The organism is Thiobacillus sp. (assembly GCF_018780105.1).
Classification (GTDB): Bacteria; Pseudomonadota; Gammaproteobacteria; order Burkholderiales; family Thiobacillaceae; genus Thiobacillus.
In genome coordinates this window covers 323,940-345,360 of the sequence record NZ_JADMKC010000005.1, presented here as the reverse complement: position 1 = coordinate 345,360, position 21,421 = coordinate 323,940, and the positions used below count along the sequence as shown (strand labels likewise).

Annotated in this window: 27 protein-coding genes and 1 tRNA gene; 19 read left to right on the top strand and 9 right to left on the bottom strand. The window is 61.0% G+C overall.

The features are described 5' to 3' along the window. Positions 1 to 5 precede the first annotated feature (5 nt). The 5 genes from IV098_RS06005 (at position 6) to nhaD (ending at position 4,444) form a co-directional block, all read left to right on the top strand. A tRNA-Sec gene (locus IV098_RS06005) sits at positions 6 to 101 on the top strand. A 491-nt stretch (positions 102 to 592) separates the two neighbouring features. Then, positions 593 to 1,324 carry an MBL fold metallo-hydrolase gene (locus IV098_RS06000; RefSeq protein WP_296887011.1) on the top strand — a complete coding sequence of 244 codons (732 nt, stop codon included), beginning with the start codon at positions 593 to 595 and terminating at the stop codon, positions 1,322 to 1,324. A gap of 97 nt (positions 1,325 to 1,421) precedes the next feature. Beyond that, a complete protein-coding gene (locus tag IV098_RS05995) occupies positions 1,422 to 2,399 on the top strand; it encodes an SLAC1 anion channel family protein (protein ID WP_296887009.1) in 978 nt (325 codons plus the stop codon). Positions 2,400 to 2,449: 50 nt separating this feature from the next. Next, positions 2,450 to 3,058: a DUF3365 domain-containing protein gene (locus tag IV098_RS05990; RefSeq protein WP_296887007.1), complete on the top strand. Its 609-nt coding sequence runs from the start codon at positions 2,450 to 2,452 to the stop codon at positions 3,056 to 3,058. Positions 3,059 to 3,160: 102 nt separating this feature from the next. Next, on the top strand, positions 3,161 to 4,444 hold the full coding sequence (gene nhaD / locus IV098_RS05985) for a sodium:proton antiporter NhaD (protein WP_296887005.1): 1,284 nt from the start codon (positions 3,161 to 3,163) through the stop codon (positions 4,442 to 4,444). 251 nt (positions 4,445 to 4,695) lie between these two features. On the opposite strand, the gene IV098_RS05980 is transcribed toward nhaD, so the two are convergent. Together IV098_RS05980 and queD are read right to left on the bottom strand one after the other, a co-directional pair. Beyond that, on the bottom strand, positions 4,696 to 5,532 hold the full coding sequence (locus tag IV098_RS05980) for a hypothetical protein (RefSeq protein WP_296887003.1): 837 nt from the start codon (positions 5,530 to 5,532) through the stop codon (positions 4,696 to 4,698). Positions 5,533 to 5,650: 118 nt separating this feature from the next. After that, a complete protein-coding gene (queD, locus tag IV098_RS05975) occupies positions 5,651 to 6,091 on the bottom strand; it encodes a 6-carboxytetrahydropterin synthase QueD (protein WP_296887001.1) in 441 nt (146 codons plus the stop codon). Between the two features lie 189 nt (positions 6,092 to 6,280). Here queD and IV098_RS05970 point away from each other — a divergent pair, with 189 nt between their 5' ends. From IV098_RS05970 to IV098_RS05925, 10 genes are all read left to right on the top strand, one after another. Next, positions 6,281 to 6,886, top strand: a complete 606-nt coding sequence (locus IV098_RS05970) for a riboflavin synthase (RefSeq protein WP_296886999.1) — start codon at positions 6,281 to 6,283, stop codon at positions 6,884 to 6,886. Beyond that, complete coding sequence (gene ribBA / locus IV098_RS05965; RefSeq protein WP_296886997.1) at positions 6,886 to 7,971, top strand: bifunctional 3,4-dihydroxy-2-butanone-4-phosphate synthase/GTP cyclohydrolase II; 1,086 nt, start codon at positions 6,886 to 6,888, stop codon at positions 7,969 to 7,971. Before IV098_RS05970 ends, ribBA begins: the two co-directional genes overlap by 1 nt. A 12-nt stretch (positions 7,972 to 7,983) precedes the next feature. Continuing rightward, entirely contained in the window at positions 7,984 to 8,451 is a 468-nt protein-coding gene (ribH, locus tag IV098_RS05960) for a 6,7-dimethyl-8-ribityllumazine synthase (RefSeq protein ID WP_296886995.1), read from the top strand. A 1-nt stretch (position 8,452) separates the two neighbouring features. Continuing rightward, positions 8,453 to 8,887 carry a transcription antitermination factor NusB gene (gene nusB / locus IV098_RS05955; RefSeq protein WP_296886993.1) on the top strand — a complete coding sequence of 145 codons (435 nt, stop codon included), beginning with the start codon at positions 8,453 to 8,455 and terminating at the stop codon, positions 8,885 to 8,887. Between the two features lie 121 nt (positions 8,888 to 9,008). After that, on the top strand, positions 9,009 to 9,962 hold the full coding sequence (gene thiL, locus IV098_RS05950; protein WP_296886991.1) for a thiamine-phosphate kinase: 954 nt from the start codon (positions 9,009 to 9,011) through the stop codon (positions 9,960 to 9,962). Continuing rightward, the gene (locus IV098_RS05945; protein ID WP_296886989.1) at positions 9,943 to 10,431 is read left to right on the top strand and encodes a phosphatidylglycerophosphatase A; all 489 of its coding nucleotides are present in this window, start codon (positions 9,943 to 9,945) and stop codon (positions 10,429 to 10,431) included. Before thiL ends, IV098_RS05945 begins: the two co-directional genes overlap by 20 nt. Further along, on the top strand, positions 10,419 to 10,925 hold the full coding sequence (locus IV098_RS05940) for a CinA family protein (protein WP_296886987.1): 507 nt from the start codon (positions 10,419 to 10,421) through the stop codon (positions 10,923 to 10,925). Before IV098_RS05945 ends, IV098_RS05940 begins: the two co-directional genes overlap by 13 nt. A 329-nt stretch (positions 10,926 to 11,254) precedes the next feature. Further along, positions 11,255 to 11,962: a hypothetical protein gene (locus tag IV098_RS05935; protein ID WP_296886985.1), complete on the top strand. Its 708-nt coding sequence runs from the start codon at positions 11,255 to 11,257 to the stop codon at positions 11,960 to 11,962. Between the two features lie 108 nt (positions 11,963 to 12,070). Continuing rightward, entirely contained in the window at positions 12,071 to 12,460 is a 390-nt protein-coding gene (locus IV098_RS05930) for a hypothetical protein (RefSeq protein ID WP_296886983.1), read from the top strand. A 2-nt stretch (positions 12,461 to 12,462) separates the two neighbouring features. Continuing rightward, a complete protein-coding gene (locus tag IV098_RS05925; RefSeq protein ID WP_296886981.1) occupies positions 12,463 to 13,179 on the top strand; it encodes a hypothetical protein in 717 nt (238 codons plus the stop codon). Between the two features lie 196 nt (positions 13,180 to 13,375). On the opposite strand, the gene IV098_RS05920 is transcribed toward IV098_RS05925, so the two are convergent. Beyond that, positions 13,376 to 14,299 carry a YafY family protein gene (locus tag IV098_RS05920; RefSeq protein ID WP_296886979.1) on the bottom strand — a complete coding sequence of 308 codons (924 nt, stop codon included), beginning with the start codon at positions 14,297 to 14,299 and terminating at the stop codon, positions 13,376 to 13,378. Positions 14,300 to 14,476: 177 nt separating this feature from the next. Between IV098_RS05920 and recA the strand changes: the two genes are divergently transcribed. From recA to IV098_RS05900, 4 genes are all read left to right on the top strand, one after another. After that, the gene (recA, locus tag IV098_RS05915; RefSeq protein ID WP_296887093.1) at positions 14,477 to 15,502 is read left to right on the top strand and encodes a recombinase RecA; all 1,026 of its coding nucleotides are present in this window, start codon (positions 14,477 to 14,479) and stop codon (positions 15,500 to 15,502) included. Then, the gene (gene recX / locus IV098_RS05910) at positions 15,495 to 15,968 is read left to right on the top strand and encodes a recombination regulator RecX (RefSeq protein WP_296886977.1); all 474 of its coding nucleotides are present in this window, start codon (positions 15,495 to 15,497) and stop codon (positions 15,966 to 15,968) included. The genes recA and recX overlap by 8 nt, the downstream gene beginning before the upstream one ends. A gap of 111 nt (positions 15,969 to 16,079) precedes the next feature. Beyond that, positions 16,080 to 16,745, top strand: a complete 666-nt coding sequence (locus tag IV098_RS05905; protein ID WP_296886975.1) for a Bax inhibitor-1/YccA family protein — start codon at positions 16,080 to 16,082, stop codon at positions 16,743 to 16,745. Positions 16,746 to 16,751: 6 nt separating this feature from the next. After that, a complete protein-coding gene (locus IV098_RS05900) occupies positions 16,752 to 17,552 on the top strand; it encodes a TatD family hydrolase (RefSeq protein ID WP_296886973.1) in 801 nt (266 codons plus the stop codon). 133 nt (positions 17,553 to 17,685) lie between these two features. Here IV098_RS05900 and IV098_RS05895 read toward each other — a convergent pair whose 3' ends face one another. The 6 genes from IV098_RS05895 to IV098_RS05870 are packed head-to-tail and all read right to left on the bottom strand — an operon-like array spanning position 17,686 to position 21,418. Beyond that, positions 17,686 to 18,219 (bottom strand): hypothetical protein, encoded by a 534-nt coding sequence (locus tag IV098_RS05895; RefSeq protein WP_296886971.1) that lies wholly within the window; start codon positions 18,217 to 18,219, stop codon positions 17,686 to 17,688. 17 nt (positions 18,220 to 18,236) lie between these two features. Beyond that, positions 18,237 to 18,707 (bottom strand): isoprenylcysteine carboxylmethyltransferase family protein, encoded by a 471-nt coding sequence (locus IV098_RS05890; RefSeq protein WP_296886969.1) that lies wholly within the window; start codon positions 18,705 to 18,707, stop codon positions 18,237 to 18,239. A gap of 24 nt (positions 18,708 to 18,731) precedes the next feature. Beyond that, the gene (locus IV098_RS05885) at positions 18,732 to 19,337 is read right to left on the bottom strand and encodes a TetR/AcrR family transcriptional regulator (RefSeq protein ID WP_296886968.1); all 606 of its coding nucleotides are present in this window, start codon (positions 19,335 to 19,337) and stop codon (positions 18,732 to 18,734) included. A gap of 54 nt (positions 19,338 to 19,391) precedes the next feature. Further along, entirely contained in the window at positions 19,392 to 19,949 is a 558-nt protein-coding gene (locus tag IV098_RS05880) for a hypothetical protein (protein ID WP_296886966.1), read from the bottom strand. Positions 19,950 to 19,992: 43 nt separating this feature from the next. Next, the gene (gene folE / locus IV098_RS05875) at positions 19,993 to 20,637 is read right to left on the bottom strand and encodes a GTP cyclohydrolase I FolE (RefSeq protein WP_296886964.1); all 645 of its coding nucleotides are present in this window, start codon (positions 20,635 to 20,637) and stop codon (positions 19,993 to 19,995) included. Further along, positions 20,630 to 21,418 (bottom strand): dienelactone hydrolase family protein, encoded by a 789-nt coding sequence (locus tag IV098_RS05870; RefSeq protein WP_296886963.1) that lies wholly within the window; start codon positions 21,416 to 21,418, stop codon positions 20,630 to 20,632. Before IV098_RS05870 ends, folE begins: the two co-directional genes overlap by 8 nt. Positions 21,419 to 21,421: the final 3 nt, after the last annotated feature.

Here is a 21,421-nt window from a genome sequence, read left to right as displayed (position 1 = left end):
AACACGGAAGAGATCGTTCCCCGGTGGGGCGCCTGGTCTTCAAAACCGGGAGGGGCCGCCAGGCGGTCCCTGGTAGGTTCGACTCCTGCTCTCTTCCGCCAACATGCCGCCCTGAGCCTGGGCTGACCGCACAAGTGCCCGTCCCGAGCATTCCAGCCAGACGCCCGATTCCACCCGTAAAAGCGCAAGGCTTTGTGACTCATGTCACAGACGCTGTCTGTGCACGAATGCGTTAATGGCCTGTGGTCGCACGGCATGCTGGAACGCAACATCCGGGTCTGCAGCCCGGAAAAAAGACGCACCGGCTGCAGCCTTCATACAGTCAGCCAACCGCCACCGATGGCAGCCTCCATTGCCTGAAATGCCAATATCGACACGGATTTATTGAAAACAGTGCCTGTCCAACTCACGCAATTCGAATTTAATTCAAACGAATCAATCGTATATCGATAGGTGTTTGAGTCAGGCCATCTTGGCACAAGGCTTGCTCAATTACTTGAGTCTTTTGCTCAATTATAAAGCCACAAGAAGCGCGGTCCGACGCTATCGGATCAGTTTCCGGGTGCCACATCCATCCGGCAAGGAGAGAAGCATGCTGTTCCGTCAATTTTTTGATGCTGAATCGAGCACCTACACTTACCTGATCGCGTCGGGCACCGGCCGCGAAGCCATCATCATCGACCCGGTCAAGGACATGGTGCCGCACTACCTGAAGGCCATTTCCGATCTGGAATTGAAGCTGGTGCGCGCCATCGATACCCACACCCACGCCGACCATGTCACCGGGCTGGGCGACCTGCGCGAATCGACTGGCTGCAGCACCCTGATGGGCGAGTTCACCCAGGCCGAATGCGTGTCGGAGCATGTGCGCGAAGGCGACCTGCTCGACGTCGACGGCATCAAGCTGCGCGCGGTCTACACCCCGGGCCACACCAACGAGTCGTTCAGCTTCGTGCTCAATCCCGAGCAGCCGCAGGCGGTGTTCACCGGCGACGTGCTGCTGATCCGCGGCACTGGCCGTACCGACTTTCAGGCCGGCGACGCGGGCAAATCCTGGGATTCCATCGTCGACAAGCTGTTCAAGCTGCCCGATGACACGCTGGTCTACCCGGCTCACGACTACAAGGGCTGGACCGCATCGTCCATCGGCGAGGAAAAACGCCACAATCCGCGCCTGGCAAACACCACGCGTGCGCAGTACATCGAGTTGATGAATGGCCTGGTGCTGTCCAATCCGAAGCTGATGGACATCGCCATCCCGGCCAACCTGGCCTGCGGCCGGCTGCCTGCAGGCCGCAACAAGCCCGGACTTGCTGCTGTTTAATTCTGATATTTCACCCAATTCGAGGTGTTCCGAATGCCCATGACCGATCTGGCTGCCGAAGGCAACATATCGCTAACGCAAAAGAACGGAGCCGGGCATGACTGAAGCCAGCCACCCTGAATCAGGTTCTCGCCTGAAAAATTTCCCGGTCTCGGCTTTCTCCATCATCATGGGACTGACCGGATTCAGCATTGCCTGGAACCGGGCCGAACATGTGTTCGACCCGGGCTGTTGCGTCAGTTCGATGCTGCTGGCCTTCACCACGATTCTGTTCGTCGTACTGGCTGGGGTCTATGCGCTCAAGGGCATCAAGTACCCCGGCGAGGTCATGGGCGAGATCCGCCACCCGGTCAAACTCGCCTTCATCCCCAGCATTTCCATCAGCATTCTGCTGTTGTCCATCGCCTATGTTCAGCTGCAACCGGCGCTTTCCTACTGGCTCTGGGCCATCGGTTCCATCATGCATCTGGGCATCACGCTCTACGTGCTGGCGTCCTGGATCCACCACACCAAGTATGAAATCGCGCACCTCAACCCGGCCTGGTTCATTCCGGTGGTGGGCAACATCCTGATTCCGATCGCGGGTGTGCACCATGCGCCGGCCGATCTCTCGTGGTTCTTTTTCAGCATCGGCCTGTTCTTCTGGCCGATTCTGACCACCATCATTTTCAACCGCCTGATCTTCCACGGCAGCCTGCTGGACCGCTTCATGCCGACGCTGTTCATCTTCATTGCGCCGCCGGCCGTGGGCTTCATTTCCTGGTTCAACCTGACCGGTGAAGTGGATGCCTTCGCGCGTGTGCTGTATTTCATCGGCCTCATCTTCACGCTGCTGCTTTTCACGCAATACCGCTATTTCACACGGCTGAAATTCTTCCTGTCATGGTGGGCGTATTCCTTCCCCATTGCCGCCATGACCATCGCCACGCTATTGATGGCGAAGCAAACCGGCGCAGCCTTCTACAGCTGGCTTGCCGCCGGTCTGCTGGGCCTGCTGAGCCTGGTGGTCGCCATGCTGGTATGGCGCACCACGCTTGCGGTGCTGCGCAAGGAAATCTGCGTCGAAGGACACTAGGCCAACCCCACACCCCGCACCTTAATTTTCCTCAACCCACAGGAGTTCCCATGAAAACCCCGTTGATCGTTACGCTCACCCTGCTGCTGACCGCCTGCGCAAGCAGCGAAACCAAGCCTGAAGCCAAGCCCGCGTCCACAGTCGAAGCTGCGCAACCGCAGCAGATCGAAGAAAGCCGCGCCGTTGCAAAAACCCTGGCGACGCAGCTGGGCGGCAAGCTCAAGGAATCCATGAGCAAGAACGGCCCTGCGCAATCAATCAGCGTGTGCAAGGAAATCGCCCCGCAGATTGCGGCCGATTTGTCCAAACAGACCGGCTGGCAGGTCGGCCGTGTCGGCACCCGCGCCCGCAACGCCGCAACAGGCGTGCCCAACGCATGGCAGGCCGAGGCGCTGGCTTCGTTTGCCGAGCGCATGAAAAACGGCGAGAAGGCCGACACCCTGGAATTTGCCCAGGTGGTCACCGACTCGACCGGCAAGCACCTGCATTACGCCAAGGCCATCGCCATCCAGCCGGTTTGCCTGACCTGCCACGGCCCGGCCGACAAAATTGCCGATGGCGTGAAGGCCCGCCTGAACGCCGACTATCCGCTGGATCGGGCCACTGGCTACCAGGAAGGCGAGCTGCGCGGCGCCGTGGTGATTACCCGGCCTTTGTAAAACGCAAATACAGTTTGGACCCAGCGGGACGCCTTTCCGGGCGGCCCGCTTTTTTTGATTATCATCGGCGGCTTACGCAAACCGCCCACTATGGCAATCGACATGCTCACCACCTTGGTCATCATTTTCATCCTCGCCTACGCCGCCATTGCGCTGGAACACCCGCTCAACATCAACAAATCGGCTTCGGCCCTGATTGGCGCAGGGCTGCTGTGGACGATCTATGCCGTGTCGGTTGGCGATACCCATCTGGTGAGCGAACAGCTGGGCGAATCGCTGATGGGTACAGCCCAGATCGTGTTTTTCCTGATGGGCGCGATGACGATCGTCGAGGTCGTGGACGCACACAACGGCTTCGAAGTCATTACGGCGCGTATCAAGACGGCCAAGCTGACCACATTACTGTGGCAGATCGGATTCGTGACGTTCTTTCTCAGCGCCATATTGGACAACCTGACCACCACCATCGTGATGATTTCGCTGATGCGCAAACTGCTGGCCAATCATGACGACCGCCTGTTCTTCGCCGGCATCATCGTGATTGCCGCCAACGCCGGCGGCGCCTGGACCCCCATCGGCGATGTCACCACGACGATGCTGTGGATCGGCGGTCAGATCACCAGCCTTGCAATCATGAAGAATGTCTTTCTGCCATCGCTGGCCAACATGCTCGTGCCGCTGGCCGTGACCGCCTATGCGCTGCGCGGCCGAGCCGTGGTCGCCCCGCAGCGGGCGGGCAACGTGCAGGGCCGGCAAACAGACGTGTTCGAACGCAATCTCATGTTCTTTCTGGGGCTCGGCATTCTGGTGGCCGTGCCAGCTTTCAAAACGGCAACCCACCTGCCGCCGTTCATGGGCATCCTGTTCGGGCTTGGCATCCTGTGGCTGGTCGGCGACCTGCTGCATCGCCACAAGCAAGAGGAAGCCCGGCAGCCGCTGACGCTGGTACACGCCCTGAGCCGGATCGACATGAGTTCGCTGGTTTTTTTCATCGGTATCCTGCTGGCGGTGGCCACGCTCGAACACACGCACATCCTGGCGTCGCTGGCCCGCTGGCTGGAACACACGGTCGGACGGCAGGACATGATCGTGCTGAGCATCGGTCTGGTCAGCGCGATCGTCGACAACGTGCCGCTGGTGGCGGCGGCCATGGGCATGTACGACCTGGCGCTCTACCCGCCCGATCATTTTCTTTGGGAATTCCTCGCATATTGCGCCGGAACCGGTGGCTCCATTCTCATCATCGGCTCGGCGGCGGGGGTCGCGGCGATGGGCCTGGAGAAGATCCATTTCTTCTGGTACGTGCGCAGAATCAGCGGCCTCGCCCTGCTCGGCTACTTCGCCGGTGCCGGGGTTTACCTGCTGCAATACCCGTTTCTACACTGAGGCGAATACGCGCCATTTCAGCCAAAAAAACGGCCACTGGAAAGCGGCCGTTTTTGCAGGTGCCTGATCAGCCAAATGGTTGGGTTTCGGCGTGTCGTTGGTGGAAGGCGCAGGATTGGCAGTTCGAATTTCGCCTGCTTTGTGGGCTACTTTTGGCCCGGTTCGGATATTGATTCTCGAACGCCCCAGAGACAATCTGTTTGCCATGAAACGCCGACACGTTCCATCAAACCACATCGGGCCGCAACGAATCAGTTCGCGACAGCATTGAAACCGTCGATACAGTTCTTGAGGTTCTCAGCAATATTTTTCGGGTCTGAAATCAGGCATTCGCCGCCGTTTGCGCCCGGTTGCGGGCTGCTGTTCGTTGTGGCGGATGGCGACTGGATAGCGGGCTGAGGCGCGGGCGCTTTGGCGGCCAGCTTGGGCGGTGGCGCTTGCTTGAGTTTTTTGTTTGCGGCCTGCAGTTCGAGCTGAAGCTGTTGCTTCTCCTGGCCGGATTGCAGCAACAACCACACCATTGAACCCATGACGGCGAGCAACGCGACGCCGACGGTCGGGATCCAGACCCGCTTGTTCGCCAGTGCTGCGCCCAGGCGCTGAAAATGGCCTGCAGGCGCAGCGTCTTCCTCGGCGACGGGCTCGGCCTGATTCGATGCACCCGCCGTTCGGGCGGGACGCGAACTGGCCGGTGGTCTGTCTGCCTCCTTTTCTGCGAGCGCCAGCACGGGTTTGCGATGAAACAGGCGTTTAAGCCTTGCCAGCACGGATGGTTTGGCCACCGTCTCGCTTGCTTCCGGTTCCATCCGTTTCGGGGCCGAATGCTCTGCAGCAGGCGCGGGTTCAAAGGCTTCAGTCTGCGTGTTGGGGAGCCGGAGCCAGCCGTGCAAAGTGTGCTTGATCCGGGTGAACCAGCCTGTCGGTGCGACGGCCGGCTCGGCCGAGGCGCCGGCATTCGCCTCCGCATGGCGAGGACTGCGGGAATCCGCGGGCCGTTGCGCAGGATCGGACTCAGCCGGCGCCATCGTAGCCGCCGGCTTGCGCCAGAAGGCCAGCCGGGCGAACCCATGCACAAGTTTTTCCATCATTCGGTTCAAAGCTGACCCCTCGCCGGTGCGCAAAAAAAGGATCGCACCTTTCTGTGTATCGGCCGATACGGGGTCAAGTTAAGCGGCGGGCTTGCGGAACGCGGCAGTCCATAGAGGTTCAACGCACGGCGTCAGCCCAGTTGTTGGGGGTTTCGTACAGGCGCACCCGCTCCAGCCGGAGCTGGTTGCCGTAGGTGTCCAGATAGGCCGCATCAAGAATGCGGAACGCTTCGGCCGCCAGGTTTTCTGCTGTCGGCACCACCGGCAACACCACGGTCTTGTGGTCGGGCAGGCTGGCCAGAAACTCGACGACGGCGCGGTCGTCCCGATACACCAGGAAGGCATGATCCCAATGGCTGACCAGCATACGGTTGGCGATGTTCTTGACGTCGGAAAAGTCCATCACCATGCCCTCTTCGCTCGCGCCCTCGGTGCGGATGATCTCGCCGGACAAGGTAATTTCGATGGCGTAGCGATGGCCGTGCATGTGCCGGCACTGGCTGCCGTGATTGGGAATGCGATGACCGGCGTCGAATTCCAGTCTGCGGGTAATGAACATGGCTCGGGCCTGACGATGGATCGAAATTTGCGGAGCCGGTTTGGGCAGCAATTCTCGCAAATGCGGCGATTGTAACAAATTGAGGATATTCATCTCTTTAATCAATCAATCCAGGCGGATCGCCCGCCGGGGTTCACCCACCCCGCCTAAACGCCTACAATGCTGGGTCTTTCTGCAGGCCACCCGAGCATGTTCACCGGCATTATTCAATCCATCGGCCATATCCACGAATACGACGCGCGCGGCGCGGATGCACGTCTGGTCATCCGCGGCGGCGGGCTGGATTTTTCCGACGTCGCCATGGGCGACAGCATCGCAGTCAACGGCGTGTGCCTGACGGCGGTGGCGCTGACCCCCGACAGCTTCACGGTAGACGTGTCCGCCGAAACCCTGCGCTGCACCGCCGGCTTTATGCCGGGCGCCGAAGTCAACCTGGAAAAGGCGCTGCGTCTGGCCGACCGGCTCGGCGGCCATCTGGTGAGCGGGCATGTCGACGGCGTCGGCACGGTGCACCACTTCGTGGCGGTGGGCGAATCGCACCTGCTGGAAATCGATGCGCCCGCCGAATTCGCGCGCTACATCATCCGCAAGGGCTCGATCACCGTGAACGGCGTGTCGCTGACGGTCAATGCCGTGGAGGGCGCGCGTTTCACGCTCAACCTGATCCCGCATACGCTGCAGATGACCACGCTCAAACATTTACAAGCCGGCAGCCGGGTCAACCTCGAAGTCGACATGATCGCGCGCTATGTCGAGCGCCTTTCGCTATTCACCCAAACAACGGACAAAGACTGATGAGCCTCGCCTCCACCCTGGAAATCGTCGAAGAACTCAAGGCCGGCCGCATGGTCGTGCTGGTGGACGAAGAAGACCGCGAAAACGAAGGCGATCTGGTGATGGCTGCCGAGTTCGCCACCCCGGACGCGATCAACTTCATGGCCAAATACGGCCGCGGCCTGATCTGCCTGACGCTGACCGACGCGCGCTGCCGCCAGCTCGGCCTCAAGCAGATGGTCTCCGACAACCAGACGCCGCACGGCACGGCGTTCACGGTCTCGATCGAAGCCGCGACAGGCGTGACCACCGGCATTTCGGCGGCCGACCGCGCCGTCACCATCCAGGCTGCGGTCAAACGCGACGCCAAAGCCACCGACATCATCCAGCCCGGCCACATCTTCCCGCTGCGCGCGCAGCCCGGCGGCGTGCTGGTACGCGCCGGCCACACCGAAGCCGGCTGCGACCTGGCCGGTCTCGCCGGGCTGGAGCCGGCCTCGGTGATCTGTGAGATCCTCAAGGACGACGGCACCATGGCGCGCCTGCCCGATCTGGTGCCGTTCGCGCTGGAACACGGCCTAAAGATCGGCGCCATCGCCGACCTCATCCATTACCGCAACCAGACCGAAAGCCTGGTCGAACGCGTGGCCGACCGCCTGATCCAGACCGTGTACGGCGCGTTCCGCCTGATCGCCTACCGCGACAGCAGCGCACGCGAAACCCACCTCGCGCTGGTCAAGGGCGAAATCCACGCCGACCAGGAAACCCTGGTGCGCGTGCACGAACCCCTGAGCGTGATGGATTTTCTCGACGTCACCGGCGGCGGCCACTCGTGGCCGATCATGGGCGCGATGGAACGCATTGCCGAATCGCAGTCCGGCGTCATCGTATTGCTGCATCGGCCCGAAACGGCCGATGCGCTGCTGCACCGCATCAACCCGGCGCCGGTTGCCGACCGCAAAGTCGACCTGCGCGACTACGGTATCGGCGCGCAAATCCTGCGCGACCTCGGCGTCGGCAAAATGAAACTGCTGGCCAGCCCGCGCAAAATGCCGGCGATGGATGGCTTCGGCCTCGAAGTCACCGGCTATCTCGACAAAGCTTAAAAGGACACGAATATGGGAACCAGCAGCGACATCTCCGAACTCGACCCGGTCTATCAGGGGGCGGGCCTCAAAATCGGTATCGTCATGAGCCGGTTCAACAAGGACATTTGCGAAGGCCTGCTGTCGTCGTGCGAAACCGAACTGGACCGGCTTGGCGTTGCCCGCGACGACGTGTTGCTGGTCGATGTGCCCGGCGCGCTCGAGCATCCGCTGGTGCTGCAGAAAATGGCGCAGTCGGGCAAGTTCGATGCGCTGGTCGCCATCGGTGCCGTGGTGCGCGGCGACACGTATCATTTTGAAATCGTCTGCAACGAATCCGCCCGCGGCATCCTCGACGTGCAGCTGGAAACCGGCGTACCGATTGCCAACGTCATCCTCACCGTCGACACCATCGAGCAGGCGCATGTGCGAATGGCCGAAAAGGGCCGCGACGCTGCGCGCGTGGCCATCGAAATGGCCAACCTGCTGAAGCGGATCTGAAATGGCCGGCTCCCGCAAACTTGCCCGCTCGTTCACCCTGCAAGGCCTGTATGCCTGGCTGGTGGGCGGCGCCGACGTCACCCTGATCGCGGCCAACCTGGCCGAAGACGAACAGTTCAAACGCGCCGACGAAGCCTATTTCCGCACCCTGCTCTACGGCGTGCTGAAGGAGGAAGACCTGCTCGGCAGCCACATCGCCCGCTTTACCGACCGCACCCTCGACGAACTGTCGCCGGTCGAGCGCAGCATCCTGTTGATTGGCGCGTATGAACTGCTGAACTGCCCCGACGTGCCGATGCGCGTCGTCATCAACGAAAGCGTCGAGCTGGCCAAATCCTTTGGCGGCACCGACGGTCACAAATACATCAATGGCGTGCTCGACAAACTGGCGCAGGAAATGCGCGTAGTAGAAGCAGGCCAGGCCAGAAAAAAGTAGGGGATAGGGGTCAGGATTCAGGGGTCAGGGAATGCTGCTTCGCGTTTCTCTATCAAGTCAACGCGGCCAAAGGCCGCACAATGTCCCCTGAATCCTGGCCCCTGAATCCTGACCCCTAAAAATGGAATTCTCCCTCATCGCCAAACACTTCACCCGTGCCACCCCCGGTGCGGTGCTGGGCGTGGGCGATGACTGTGCGCTGCTGGCGCCGACGCCCGGCATGCAGCTGGCGGTATCGTCCGACATGCTGCTCGAAGGCCGCCACTTTTCGCCGCAGGACAGCCCCGCCGGAATCGGTCACAAGTCGCTGGCGGTGAACCTGTCCGACCTCGCCGCGATGGGTGCTACGCCACGCTGGGCGACACTGGCCATCGCCCTGCCAGAAGAAAACGACGCCTGGCTCACCGCCTTTGCCCGCGGCTTTTTTCGCATGGCCGACCAGCACGGCATCGAACTGGTCGGCGGCGACACCACGCGCGGCGCGCTCACCCTCAGCATCACGGTGATGGGCGAAATCCCGCCCGGCCAGGCACTGCGCCGCGATGGTGCACAGGCGGGCGACGACATCTGGGTTTCCGGCGTGCTCGGCTCGGCGGCGATGGCGCTGGCGTATCGCCAGGGGCGGCTGCTCATGGACCAGATCGATGCTGCCAAAGTGCTGCCCGCGCTGTATCTGCCGACACCGCGCGTGGCGCTCGGCATCGCGCTGCGCGGACTGGCCCACAGCGCCATCGACATTTCGGACGGCCTGCTGGCCGACCTGGGCCATATCCTCGAACGCTCGGGCAAGGGTGCTCACCTGGCGTTCAACGCGCTGCCGACCTTGCCCGTAGTGCAAACCTATCTGCACGAAACCGTGGCGCGCGAATGCGTGCTGGCGGGGGGCGACGACTACGAACTCTGTTTCACCGCGCCCGCCGGGCGGCGCGATGCCATCCTCGCTGCCGCGGCCAGCGCAAACGTGAGCATCAGCCGCATCGGCCAGATCACGGCCGAGCCGGGCCTCAGCGTGTTGGCGGCCGACGGCCAGCCGCTCCCTTACGACAAAACCGGCTATGACCACTTTGCGGCCTGATCACAAATTCCTCCTCGCGCACCCGGCCCACCTGATCGCCTTCGGCTTCGGCAGCGGGCTCGCGCCCAAAGCCCCCGGCACGGTCGGCACCCTGCTCGGCTGGCCGCTGTACTGGCTGGTTGTCGCCGTTGTGCCGGACCTGCCGAACCAGCTCATCCTGCTGATTGCCGGCTTTCTGCTCGGCGTCTGGGCCTGCGGCAAAACCGGCCGCGCGCTCGGCGTCGCCGATCACGGCGGCATGGTGTGGGACGAGATCGTCGCGTTTGCGCTGGTGCTGCTGTTCACGCCACCCGGCTGGCTGTGGGCCGGCATCGCCTTCCTGCTGTTCCGCTTTTTTGACATCATCAAACCCTGGCCGATCCGGCTGGCCGACCGCCATCTCAAAAACGGCTTCGGCGTCATGTTCGACGACCTTCTGGCAGCGGGCTACGCGCTGGCCCTGATTAAAGGATTGCAATGGCTCGTGTAAACGACGAAGAACTCCAGCAACTCGCCGGTGAACTGGGCGCCGCGCTGCTCGCCCGCGGCTGGATGGTCGCCACCGCCGAATCCTGCACCGGCGGCTGGATCGGGCAATTGCTCACCGCCATACCCGGCAGTTCGGCCTGGTACGAACGCGGCTTCATTACCTACGCCAATGCGGCCAAGCAGGAAATGCTCGGCGTGCCGGCCGCCACGCTGGATACCTACGGTGCCGTATCCGAAGAAACCGCCAGCGCCATGGCGGCAGGTGCTCTTGCACACAGCCACGCGCAGGCCTCGCTCGCCATTTCCGGCATCGCCGGACCCGGCGGCGGCACCCCGCAAAAACCGGTCGGACTGGTGTGCTACGGCTGGGCGCTGGCAGACGGCACGGTCATGTCGTCTACCTGCCGTCTCGACGGCGACCGCGAGGAAATCCGCTCGCGTGCCGTCGCGGCGGCCTTGCGCGGACTGCTTGAGTTGATCGGCGGAAAGCCCTGAGCGGGTATCAACTGTAGAAGTTCAGACTTGGGCTGACTGAGCGTTCATGCTCAGGTCGTGCTTATCAGGCAGGAACCGGCCATGAGCGGTCATCTGGGCGTGTCTCCCACAGCAGACATTTTGTCCGGATTATCAATACATATACGGACAGACAGCCTCGACAGACCGACCATGGATCAAGCAGTTACGGCTTATCAACATGTTCTGCGAATTTCAATAATTCGGGCTGACCGTCCGGTGAATAACTATTAGGTCTCTGTGCCATGTCGTATTTCTACTTTGACGAGACAATTCGGGAGCGAGGGAACTTCATTATTGGAGCGCTCGTAGTGTCTGAGCACGACCTCTCGCCAATCGTTAGCGAGCAATGGCGTCGGCTAGGGCTAAACCCAGAATCAGCTGAATACAAAAGCTCCGACCCAAAAGAGAATAGCAATTTAGGAGTGGTGCAGCGCCAGGTTATGGCCGAATTGCTACAACGTTCAAAGCTCGCACTAACTGTCGCACCAGTGTCAGAAAGGCTGCGGCTCGGGGAATACTGCACCGATCTTCTCGTTCAACTTACCGATACAGGCTTCTTGCAAGAAGGCGAGCACGTCCTGTACCTAGATCAAAATATCAGGCTAGGGATCGGCGACTTGGAACGACTAAGGGATCTAAACATTTCTTCGTTCCCCGGCTCCGACTCGAAAATGATCGGTGGCATCCAAGCCGCCGACCACGCTGCTCATGCTCTAGGCGGAATGCTTCTTGAAGAAATGGGTTTAATAACAAAGCAAGTACGAGCAGGTGTGAACTCGGGTTACCCACCTGACGACCTATTAGAACTAGGTTTTGAGCTATGGGCATCATTACGCTACGCCCTGATAGGCCGAAACGAGCACATCGAAGGGCTATCCCCACATCCTGATGATCCGGCGAATCCATACTTTTGTATCGACGGCGTAGGATTGCACGTTGCTTCAGCATGTTCCGAAACACTCGCACAACAGGCAAGGTCAAGGTTCGGAGTCAACTATCTTGGCTGCATTCATTAAAGTAAAAAGACGACCTAACAAACGCTTCGAGTGCTCGGCTCCGACAGCAAGTGGAACTTGCTACCGGAGCCCCCTCAAACTGAAAGTTAGGCGCTAAAGGCCCACTACATGTTCTCGGAAAAAGAATTCAAGCTGCTCGCCGTTCTAAAAGAAACGCCCTTCATCAAGCGGGAAAATTTTGCTTCCGACGAAGAGTTCGACTTTTCCTGCGAACTGGCTAGGGAGCTTTTCGCTAATAATGTCATTGTGTCATCGGCAAATAAGCCATTCAGGCGAAACTTCACGGGTCATGGTGCGCAATACGCAATCGTTGGTCCGTTTTCCCTCTCGGCTATAGCACGTGAAGGCCTTGCATTGGAAAGCTATTCGGCCTACAAGAAAGCACAACCTCGAGAATCACAGTGGGGGCTTTCTAATAGACTGGTGGTGTGGTCAATCGTGGCGGCGCTTCTGGGTACGGCAGTGACAATCGTGATCTCGCAAATGGGCGGCATCTAACCATGGCTGACACGTTCGAAGTGACCACCTCGCCGGGACTGAAGTTGAGTGGAGTCTTGCGCCGTTACATGGACTTGGCTAAATACATTGATCTACTGCGGACTGAATCCCTTTACTTCCGTCGAGCTGATAAATTTTCGGACCGGTTTGAGGGGGCACTTACGCCAGTTATTCGGCGCTCTATCGATGAAGCTCATCGCGATGGGCACACGAATGAAAACTCTGAAACCTTCTATCGCCGCGCACGTGTGGGATCACTTGTTTCGTGCTGGAGCATTGGAGCCCGCGACAATATGGCCCTTTGGAAACTGTACGGTGGTGCGGCGACCTCCATCGCTGTCACTACAATGATTGAGCGCCTACTTACCGTTGCATCCACCTGGCCCGATCTGACATACATCTCGAAGGTTAGATATATCAATCATTTCGCGAATCCGGACATGGTTATTGGGCACTACACAGACCCTCTCGAATTCAAACACGAAGCATATTCGTATGAGCGCGAACTTCGGATACTAATATCACGCCACCGTGGCGATTGGGAGAGAACGCCAGAGAGCATCCATCTTCCAATTGCCGACCTCAACTCTTTCGTGCGAAGTGTGGTTGTGGGACCCGAAGCACCGGACTGGTTTTACAATCTGATTGTGGACATCACCAAGCGGTATGGTGTCAATAGTCCTGTAAGGCGCTCAACGTTGACTAATGTGCCAATTTAACCTAGCTAAACAATCAACCGAACCATCCAACAGTTGCACTGCTGGGTTCACTCCACGCTACATGCTCCGGTGGCTGGTTATCTCAAAAGTTGAATGTCGGCTTTCAGAATCGGCCAACTTCCGCTTTGGGTCGATTTGAGACTACCGAACGAAGAATCAGACACGTGCTGTCAGATCAAGCCGGAACCTCTACACATCAGCTCAATCCCGAATAAAACGCCCACGCCGCGAACGGTTCGATCTCGTCGCGGTTCAACAGCATCAACTGATAGGCATTCGGGTTCATCGCGTGGTCCGGCGTGGTGTCGACGTTCATGCGTTGCAGCACGTAGCCCAGCAGGGCGCGCCGCACGTCCACCTCGATCACCCCGTCACTCGCCACGCCGTAATCCAGCAACAGGCTTTCGCGCTTCAGCACATCGAGCCCGCTGTGCGGCGCAAGCTGCAGGCTGACCGTTTCCGTCCAGTCTTCGTCGTACTGCCCGCCGGATTCGGCGGGCGTATCCAGGCATTCGGCATGCGTAATGCGCGACAGCACGAAATCGCGGAAGTCGCAGCTCTCTTCGTGATAGGCACGCACGTGCCAGCGGGTGCCGGTATCGACCAGGGTGTGGGGCTCGAGCATGCGTTGCGCCGGGCTGTCCTGGCCGGTGCGATCCTCGCGGTCGGACAGCGAACGGTAACGAATCCGCAATTTGCGGCGACCGCGAATGGCACGCGTGATCTGCGCCAGGATCTGCGGACTCGGCAGGCGCACCGGCAGGGGCAATGACGCACTCGCCAATCCGTAGATCAGTTCCACCCCGTAGGGCCCGTTCGCGACCGCCAGATTGGCTGCGATGATGGGCAAGGCCCGGGCCGGCGCCAGGTCGGCAAACACCGCAGCGAAATGTTCATTCGGCACGAATCCGAACACGCCGTGCTGGTACACCAGGTTGCCGGGTGCCAGGTCGCTGTAAAGCTTGAGGTCCTTGGTGGCGGCCGCATCCGAAATGCCAAAGGCTTTCGCGACATCGCCACGCGTGACCACGCCCCCATACCAGGCCATCATTTCGATGTACTGCAGACGCTGGCGCGTCGCCCACTTCACATCCAGCCACATTTTTTCTTTTGAAATCATATCGCTTGCTCCGAACAAGCCTGAGACTCGGACGATTATAGGCGCGCGCCCGCCAAATAAAACAACATGATTAGTATTTTATAGTTAGGTGATATTTTTTATTGACATGAATAAATGTATGGCCTAAAGTCACCCCATCGCAACCCACTCTGGAGAGACACCATGGCCACCCCCGCAATGACCGAAGACAAAATGAAGGCACTTGCCGCCGCCCTCGGGCAAATCGAAAAGCAGTTCGGTAAGGGCTCCGTCATGCGCCTGGGCGACCACGATGTCGCGCGCGACATTCAGGCAGTGTCGACCGGATCGCTGGGCCTCGATATCGCGCTGGGGATTGGCGGCCTGCCGCGTGGCCGGGTGGTCGAAATCTACGGCCCGGAGTCGAGCGGCAAAACGACCCTCACGCTGCAGGTCATTGCCGAAATGCAGAAACTCGGCGGTACCGCGGCCTTCATCGACGCCGAGCACGCGCTTGATCCCTCGTATGCGCAAAAACTCGGCGTCGACGTCGACAACCTGCTGGTCTCGCAGCCCGATACCGGCGAACAGGCGCTGGAAATCGCCGACATGCTGGTGCGTTCCGGCAGCGTTGACGTGGTGGTGGTCGACTCGGTCGCCGCGTTGACGCCGAAAGCCGAAATCGAAGGCGAAATGGGCGATTCGCACATGGGTCTGCAAGCCCGCCTGATGAGCCAGGCGTTGCGCAAGCTCACCGCCAACATCAAGCGCACCAACACCCTGGTGATTTTCATCAACCAGATCCGCATGAAAATCGGCGTCATGTTCGGCAGCCCCGAAACCACCACCGGCGGCAACGCGCTGAAGTTCTACGCCTCGGTTCGCCTCGACATCCGCCGCATCGGCGCGATCAAGAAAGGCGACGAAATCATCGGCAACGAAACCAAGGTCAAGGTCGTCAAGAACAAGGTCTCGCCGCCGTTCAAGGAAGCCTTCTTCGACATCCTCTACGGCCAGGGCATCTCGCGCGAAGGCGAAATCATCGAACTCGGCGTCCTCCACAAGTTCGTCGACAAGTCCGGCGCCTGGTACGCCTACAACGGCGAGAAAATCGGCCAGGGCAAGGACAATGCGCGCGAATACCTGAAGGAGCATCCGGAAATCGCCGCCGAAATCGAAGCCAAGGTCCGCGTGGCCGTGGGCGTCAACAGCCAGGCCATGGCGCCCGCCGAAGCCGATGCCTGAACCCGGCGCCAACGTAGCGCAAGCTAACAAGCTGCGCGAACGCGCGCTGGGCTTGCTGGCACGGCGCGAACACAGCCGCGTTGAACTCAGTCGCAAGCTGGAACAGGCGGGTTATCCAGTCGAGGAAATCCGCCCCCTGCTGGACGCATTCGAAGATAAAAAGTGGCTGTCGGATCAGCGTTTCGCCGAAAGCTATGTGGCCGACCACCGCGCGCGCGCGGGCAGCGTCAAGTTGGCCTACGACCTGCGCCAGCGCGGAGTGAGCGACGCCATCATTGCCTGCGTGCTGGGTGACAACCGCGACACCGAACTCGAACGCGCGCGCAGTGTGTGGCAAAAGAAGTTCGGCACACCGCCGAACGATGCTGCTGAAACCGCCCGCCACATCCGTTTCCTGCAGAGCCGGGGATTCACGCCGGACATCATCCGGCGCGTCATCCGGCAAAGCGACGATGCAATCAGCTAAAACCGTGACGACACAGGGGTTTCAGCCATGGCCCGACGCTATCTTTCGTAAAAATCCGCAGCTAGAATGGCTTATCGCGTCATTCTGACGTTCGTTATTTCTGGAGGTCGCATGAACACGCAATACACCACCCTTGATCGCAGCCAGTCTGCTGCCGTATCGACCAACAAGGTCGTTCGCAACACCTACATGCTGCTGTCGATGACGCTGGCCTTCGCCGCGCTCACCGCCGGCGTGACCATGTCGCTCAACCTGCCCTCGCCCGGCTTCATCATCACCCTGGTCGGCTACTTTGGCCTGTTGTTCCTCACCACCAAGTTCCGCAACAGCGGTGCAGGCCTCGGCTTCGTGTTCGCCCTCACCGGCTTCATGGGCTATACCCTCGGCCCCATCCTCAACGCCTACCTGTCGCTGCCCAACGGCACCCAGACCGTGATGATGGCGATGGGCGGCACGGCTGCGATCTTCCTCGCCCTGTCGGCCTACGTGATGACCACCCGCAAGGATTTCAGCTTCATGGGCGGCTTCCTCGCGGTCGGCATCCTGGTCGGTTTCCTCGCCAGCATCGGCGCGTTCTTCTTCGAACTGCCCGGCCTGTCGCTGGCGGTATCGGCCATGTTCGTGCTGCTGATGTCCGGCCTGATCCTGTACGAGACCAGCAACATCATCCACGGCGGCGAAACCAACTACATCATGGCGACCGTCACCCTGTTCGTGGCGATCTTCAACCTGTTTACCAGCCTGCTGCAGCTGCTGGGTTTTGCCAACAGCGATTGAGCCTGCATGTCCGATGCAAGCAAAACGGCGTCTTCCAGGACGCCGTTTTTCATTGACACCCACAGCCACTTCGACGCGGCTGAATTCGACGCCGACCGCGACGCCGAGTACGGGCGCGCCCAGGCTGCCGGCGTCGCCCTGCAGATCGTGCCCTCGATCACCCGCGACAATTTTGCCGCCGTTGCCGCCACCTGCACGGGCTATCCGGGCTGCCTGCCGGCATGGGGGCTGCACCCGATGTACATCGCGACTCACCGGCCCGAGCACCTGGTAGATCTGCGCGCGCAAATCGCGGCGCACCGTCCGGTGGCGATCGGCGAAATCGGTCTGGATTTTTTCGTGCGCGGACTCGACCCGGCCACGCAAACGCATTACTACGTCGAGCAGCTGAAAATTGCGCGTGATTTCGACTTGCCGGTACTGCTGCACTGCCGCAAGTCGAGCGACGAACTATTGAAACACCTGCGCCAGATCAAGCTGCCCGGCGGCATCGCGCATGCCTTCAACGGCAGCGCGCAGCAGGCGGCGGAATTCATCAAGCTCGGATTCAAGCTGGGATTCGGCGGTGCCTTCACCTGGCCGCGCGCCAATCATCTGCGCAGGCTGGCAGCCGAGCTGCCGCTCGAGTCCATCGTGCTGGAAACCGACAGCCCCGACATGCCCCCCGTGTGGATCGGCCAGGGCCGCAACGCCCCGGGCGAGCTGCCGCGCATTGCAGCGGAACTGGCCCTGCTGCGTGGCATGACGGTCGAAGACATCGCCGCAGCCACCACCCGCAACGCCCGCGAGCGCCTCAAGCTGGCTTGAGACGGCTTCAGTTGGGTAGCCGAAGCCCCCCCTACCGTTGCGGAAGTCAATCGTCAGCCAGTTAGGGACATCGAGACGCGGGGGGGTTGGCGATGGGGAAATCATCGGAAGGCGGCGCTTCGCCTCCGCCGTCTCAAAAATCGCGCTCGACCTTGAAGCCATTGATCAGGATGTCGGCCGCCACCATACGCGCGCCGTGGTTGACTGCATCCAGAATGTCGCCATCCGTCCAGCCCGCTTCGCGCGCACCCTGAACGTCCAGCGCGGTGACGCTGTTGGAATCGCGGGTTGCCTTCAGCACCAGTCCCAGCAGCATCTTTTCATCCCCGGACAGCGGACTGTTCCTGAAATCGGCCCGCGTTGCGGCCACCTGCTCGGGTGTCCAGCCGGCCATGTTGATCAGCATGCCTGCATTCATATCGATGCAATACGCGCACTGACCGCCCTGCGACACCAGCATGCGGATGCACGCGGTCAGCGGAAAAGACAGCCGCGGATGTTGCATCATGCTGCTGTAGTACTCCCACTGATGACGGAGCAGGAACGGATTGGCGCTGAACACCTGGATCGCCGTCGGCACATGTCCCCATGCCTGCTTGATCTGCGCATAAATCTCGGCCACTTCACCCGTTGCGGTCTCGGGCGTCATCGTTTGCAAAATACTCATTGAACTCTCCTTGGGGTTTAGATCCAGCGTCTGACACGGCGTTTGTATTGCCGGTAAGCCTCGCCGAATTTCGCTTCGAGATGGGCTTCTTCATGCCGGATCACGCCGAAGCGCAACATGACCCAGATCAGGGGCGCGAACAGCAACGGCCACAGCGTGTTGAGCAGCAAGGCCACGCCGACCAGAATGAACCAGTCGCCCAGGTAGATGGGATTGCGGCTAAAGCGGAACGGGCCGTCCGTGCAGAGCGCGGATGCGCCTGCATAGGGATTGACCGTGGTGTGATGGCGGTAAAACGTCCACAGCGTCCAGCTGAACAACATCAGGCCGACGGCCAGCCACAGCCAGCCAAGCGGACGCGAGGCGGCCCCGCCATCGAAGGCCAGCGGCAGCACATGGCGATCCAGCCACCAGCCGCCCAGAAGGGCAGCCGCGTAAGGCGCGGGCGGCAGGATCAGCGTACGCGGACGTTGCAGTTCACTTTTCATGCGCATCCCCTCCGGTTGCGAAATTCATGATTTCAGGGTGTCCAGATAGTGGCTCAACTGCCCGAGGCAGCCTCGATACGCCGCGACCGACTGCGTGTTCTTGCTCATCCCGATACAGCCTTCGAGCGCGGACACAATGAAAAATGCGGTATCGCCAGGCTTGACCGCTGCATTCACTTCGCCCGATTTGAGGCCGCGCTTCAGCGCCGCCGTCACCACGCCCACCCACGCCTCGAACAGGCTGTTCAGCTGCAGCCGAAAGGCTTCGTCGACCGGGCTCATTTCCTGCATCAGATTGTTGAGCGGACAGCCCAGCGTCACCACCCAGGGGTCGGGCTCGCTCGCCTTGCCTTTGAGCAACGCCTGCATCGCTGCCAGCGGCTGTTGAGTATCGGCCAGCGGCGCGAACATCATTGCCGCCAGTTGTGGCCGGATCACCTCCTCGATGACCGCCAGCCCCAGCGCTTTCTTGTCGGGAAAATGGTGGTACAGCGCACCTTTGGTCAAGCCGGTATCCGCGAGGATATGCGTCAGTGATGCCGCCTGAAAGCCGTTGCGATGAATTTCAGCGAAGGCCGCTTCCAGCAGTTTTTGCCGGGTCAGGTCGGGGGTTTTGATCGATGCGTTCATGAACCTGATCATACATACCGGTTGGTATGTGTCAAGACAAAGAATCAGGGCGGATCAGCACGGCGACGCGTCGAGCTTCTGGCAGACCCCGGCCGCAGGCTCTCCCCGGGTCAGCGTATCCAGGGTCTGAGCCAGCGCGGTCGGGTACGTCCAGCCGGTCGATTCGATCGACCCGAACGGCGGCACCCCGACCAGCAGGTTCTGCACCGCCACGGCACAGAACAGCGGCGCCGTAAAGCCGCTGGCCTGGATGCGCTGTTCGATCAGGGCGAACGCATCGGGCTGCAGGCGAAACCGATAGAGGCGGATGTTGGGGCCGTCGACTGTCTGATAGCGCGCGTAGTCCGCCAGGCTCGGCCCCGGCCAGTCCTTGTCTTCACTGCGCACCCCCACATAGCTGCCCGCCGGATCGAGCAGCCGCTTGCCGGCAAACAGGCCGGCATGGTTGCCGCCCAGGGCGTTGTCGTTGATCACCACCACCACTTCGTCGGCAGCCGGCTCGCTCAGGTTGACTAGCACGCTGGGTGCAGGTTCGGTATTCCAGTTGGGGGCTTCGGCGGCCTGCGCGGGCGTGGCCGCCAGCAAGGCAAGCGACAGGACGGCAGACTTCATGCGGGTACGAGGCGCAGGGACAATCAAAACCAGACCGCTGCGATCAGCGCAAATCTGAGTGCGACACCGCGCGCAGAAACTCGTTGCGCTGCTGATCGCTGCTGCGGAAGCAGCCGGTGAACGCCTGCGTCACCACGCGTTCGTCGCCGCGCCGGTCTTCGCCCAGCAGCAGGCATAGTTGCTCGGCCTCGATGATGCACGCAGCGCCCTGCGCCAGACCGTGCGTCACCAGGGCTTCCGCGATGTCGCGCGTCATCCATTCCTGGTAGGTGAAGCGATGGCCGATCGCATCGACCATGCGCGCGATGCGCCCGAAGCCATGCAGCCGGCCGCCCGGAATATAGGCCACGTGTGCCACCCCGCGAAACGGCACTAGATGGTGCGGACAGACGCCATGCACGGCGATGCCGCGTACCACCACCATGTCGTCGCGCGTGTCGGCGAAGCCTTCGCCCAGCGCATCGGCCGGGTGCATGGCGTAGCCGCCGAGCAGGCGCTTTTGCCACAGTTCGCGCACACGCTGGGCGGTGCGCCCGGTATGTACCGAATCCGGCGCCACGCCACAGGCGACCAGCATGTCGTTGACCGCCCGCTCGAACGCCGCCGGATCGAACTGCCCGACCTGCGGGATGCCGAGACTGCCCGAAGCCGGGTGGGCGTGGCCGTCGTGGTCGCAGGTGTCAGTCATTGTTCAGGGTCGACTTGAGGAATTCGAGCGTGCGCGTCCACGAATCGGTGTCGGCCGCGTTGTCGTATTTGAGCGGCAGGCCGAACTGCGCTGCGTAGCTGTCGGCTTCGCGGTTGGTGAAGGTGTGCTTCACCCCTGGATAGGCCACGAACATGTAGTCGGCCTTGGCGGTGTCCATTTCGAGCTTGAACGCTTCGACCTGCTCCGGCGGCACCACCGGGTCGGCCTCACCGTGGAACACGCGCAGCTTCGTCTTGATGCTGCCGGGCTTGACCGCGACGTCGGTGGCCAGCACGCCGTGATAGCTGACCGCCGATTTTAGCGGCTCGCCCGCGCGCGCCATGTTGAGTACCACGCCGCCGCCAAAACAGTAGCCCAGCGCGGCCAGTTCGCCCTTCTTCACATTGGGCTGCTTGCCGAGAAACTGCTCGGCCGCCTGGAAGCGGCCCAGCGCCAGCGGCGGATTCTTGTTGACGCTGCCGGCCAGCTTGCCAGCATCCGCCGGGTTGTCGGCCGTCTGGCCGTTGCCGTACATGTCGACCACCAGCGCGACATAGCCTTCGCCGGCCAGCATGCGCGCCCGCTTCCGTGCGTAGTCGTTGACGCCCCACCATTCGGGCACCACCAGCACCCCGGCGCGCTTGCCCTTGACGGCGTCGTCGTAGGCCAGATAGCCGCGCATCGTGGTATCGCCCGCCGGATAGCTGACATCCTTGCCGATCACGGCAGCATGGGCGGACGCTGTGAACAACAGCAAGGTCAGAGCAAGGGTGGTTTTCATGGT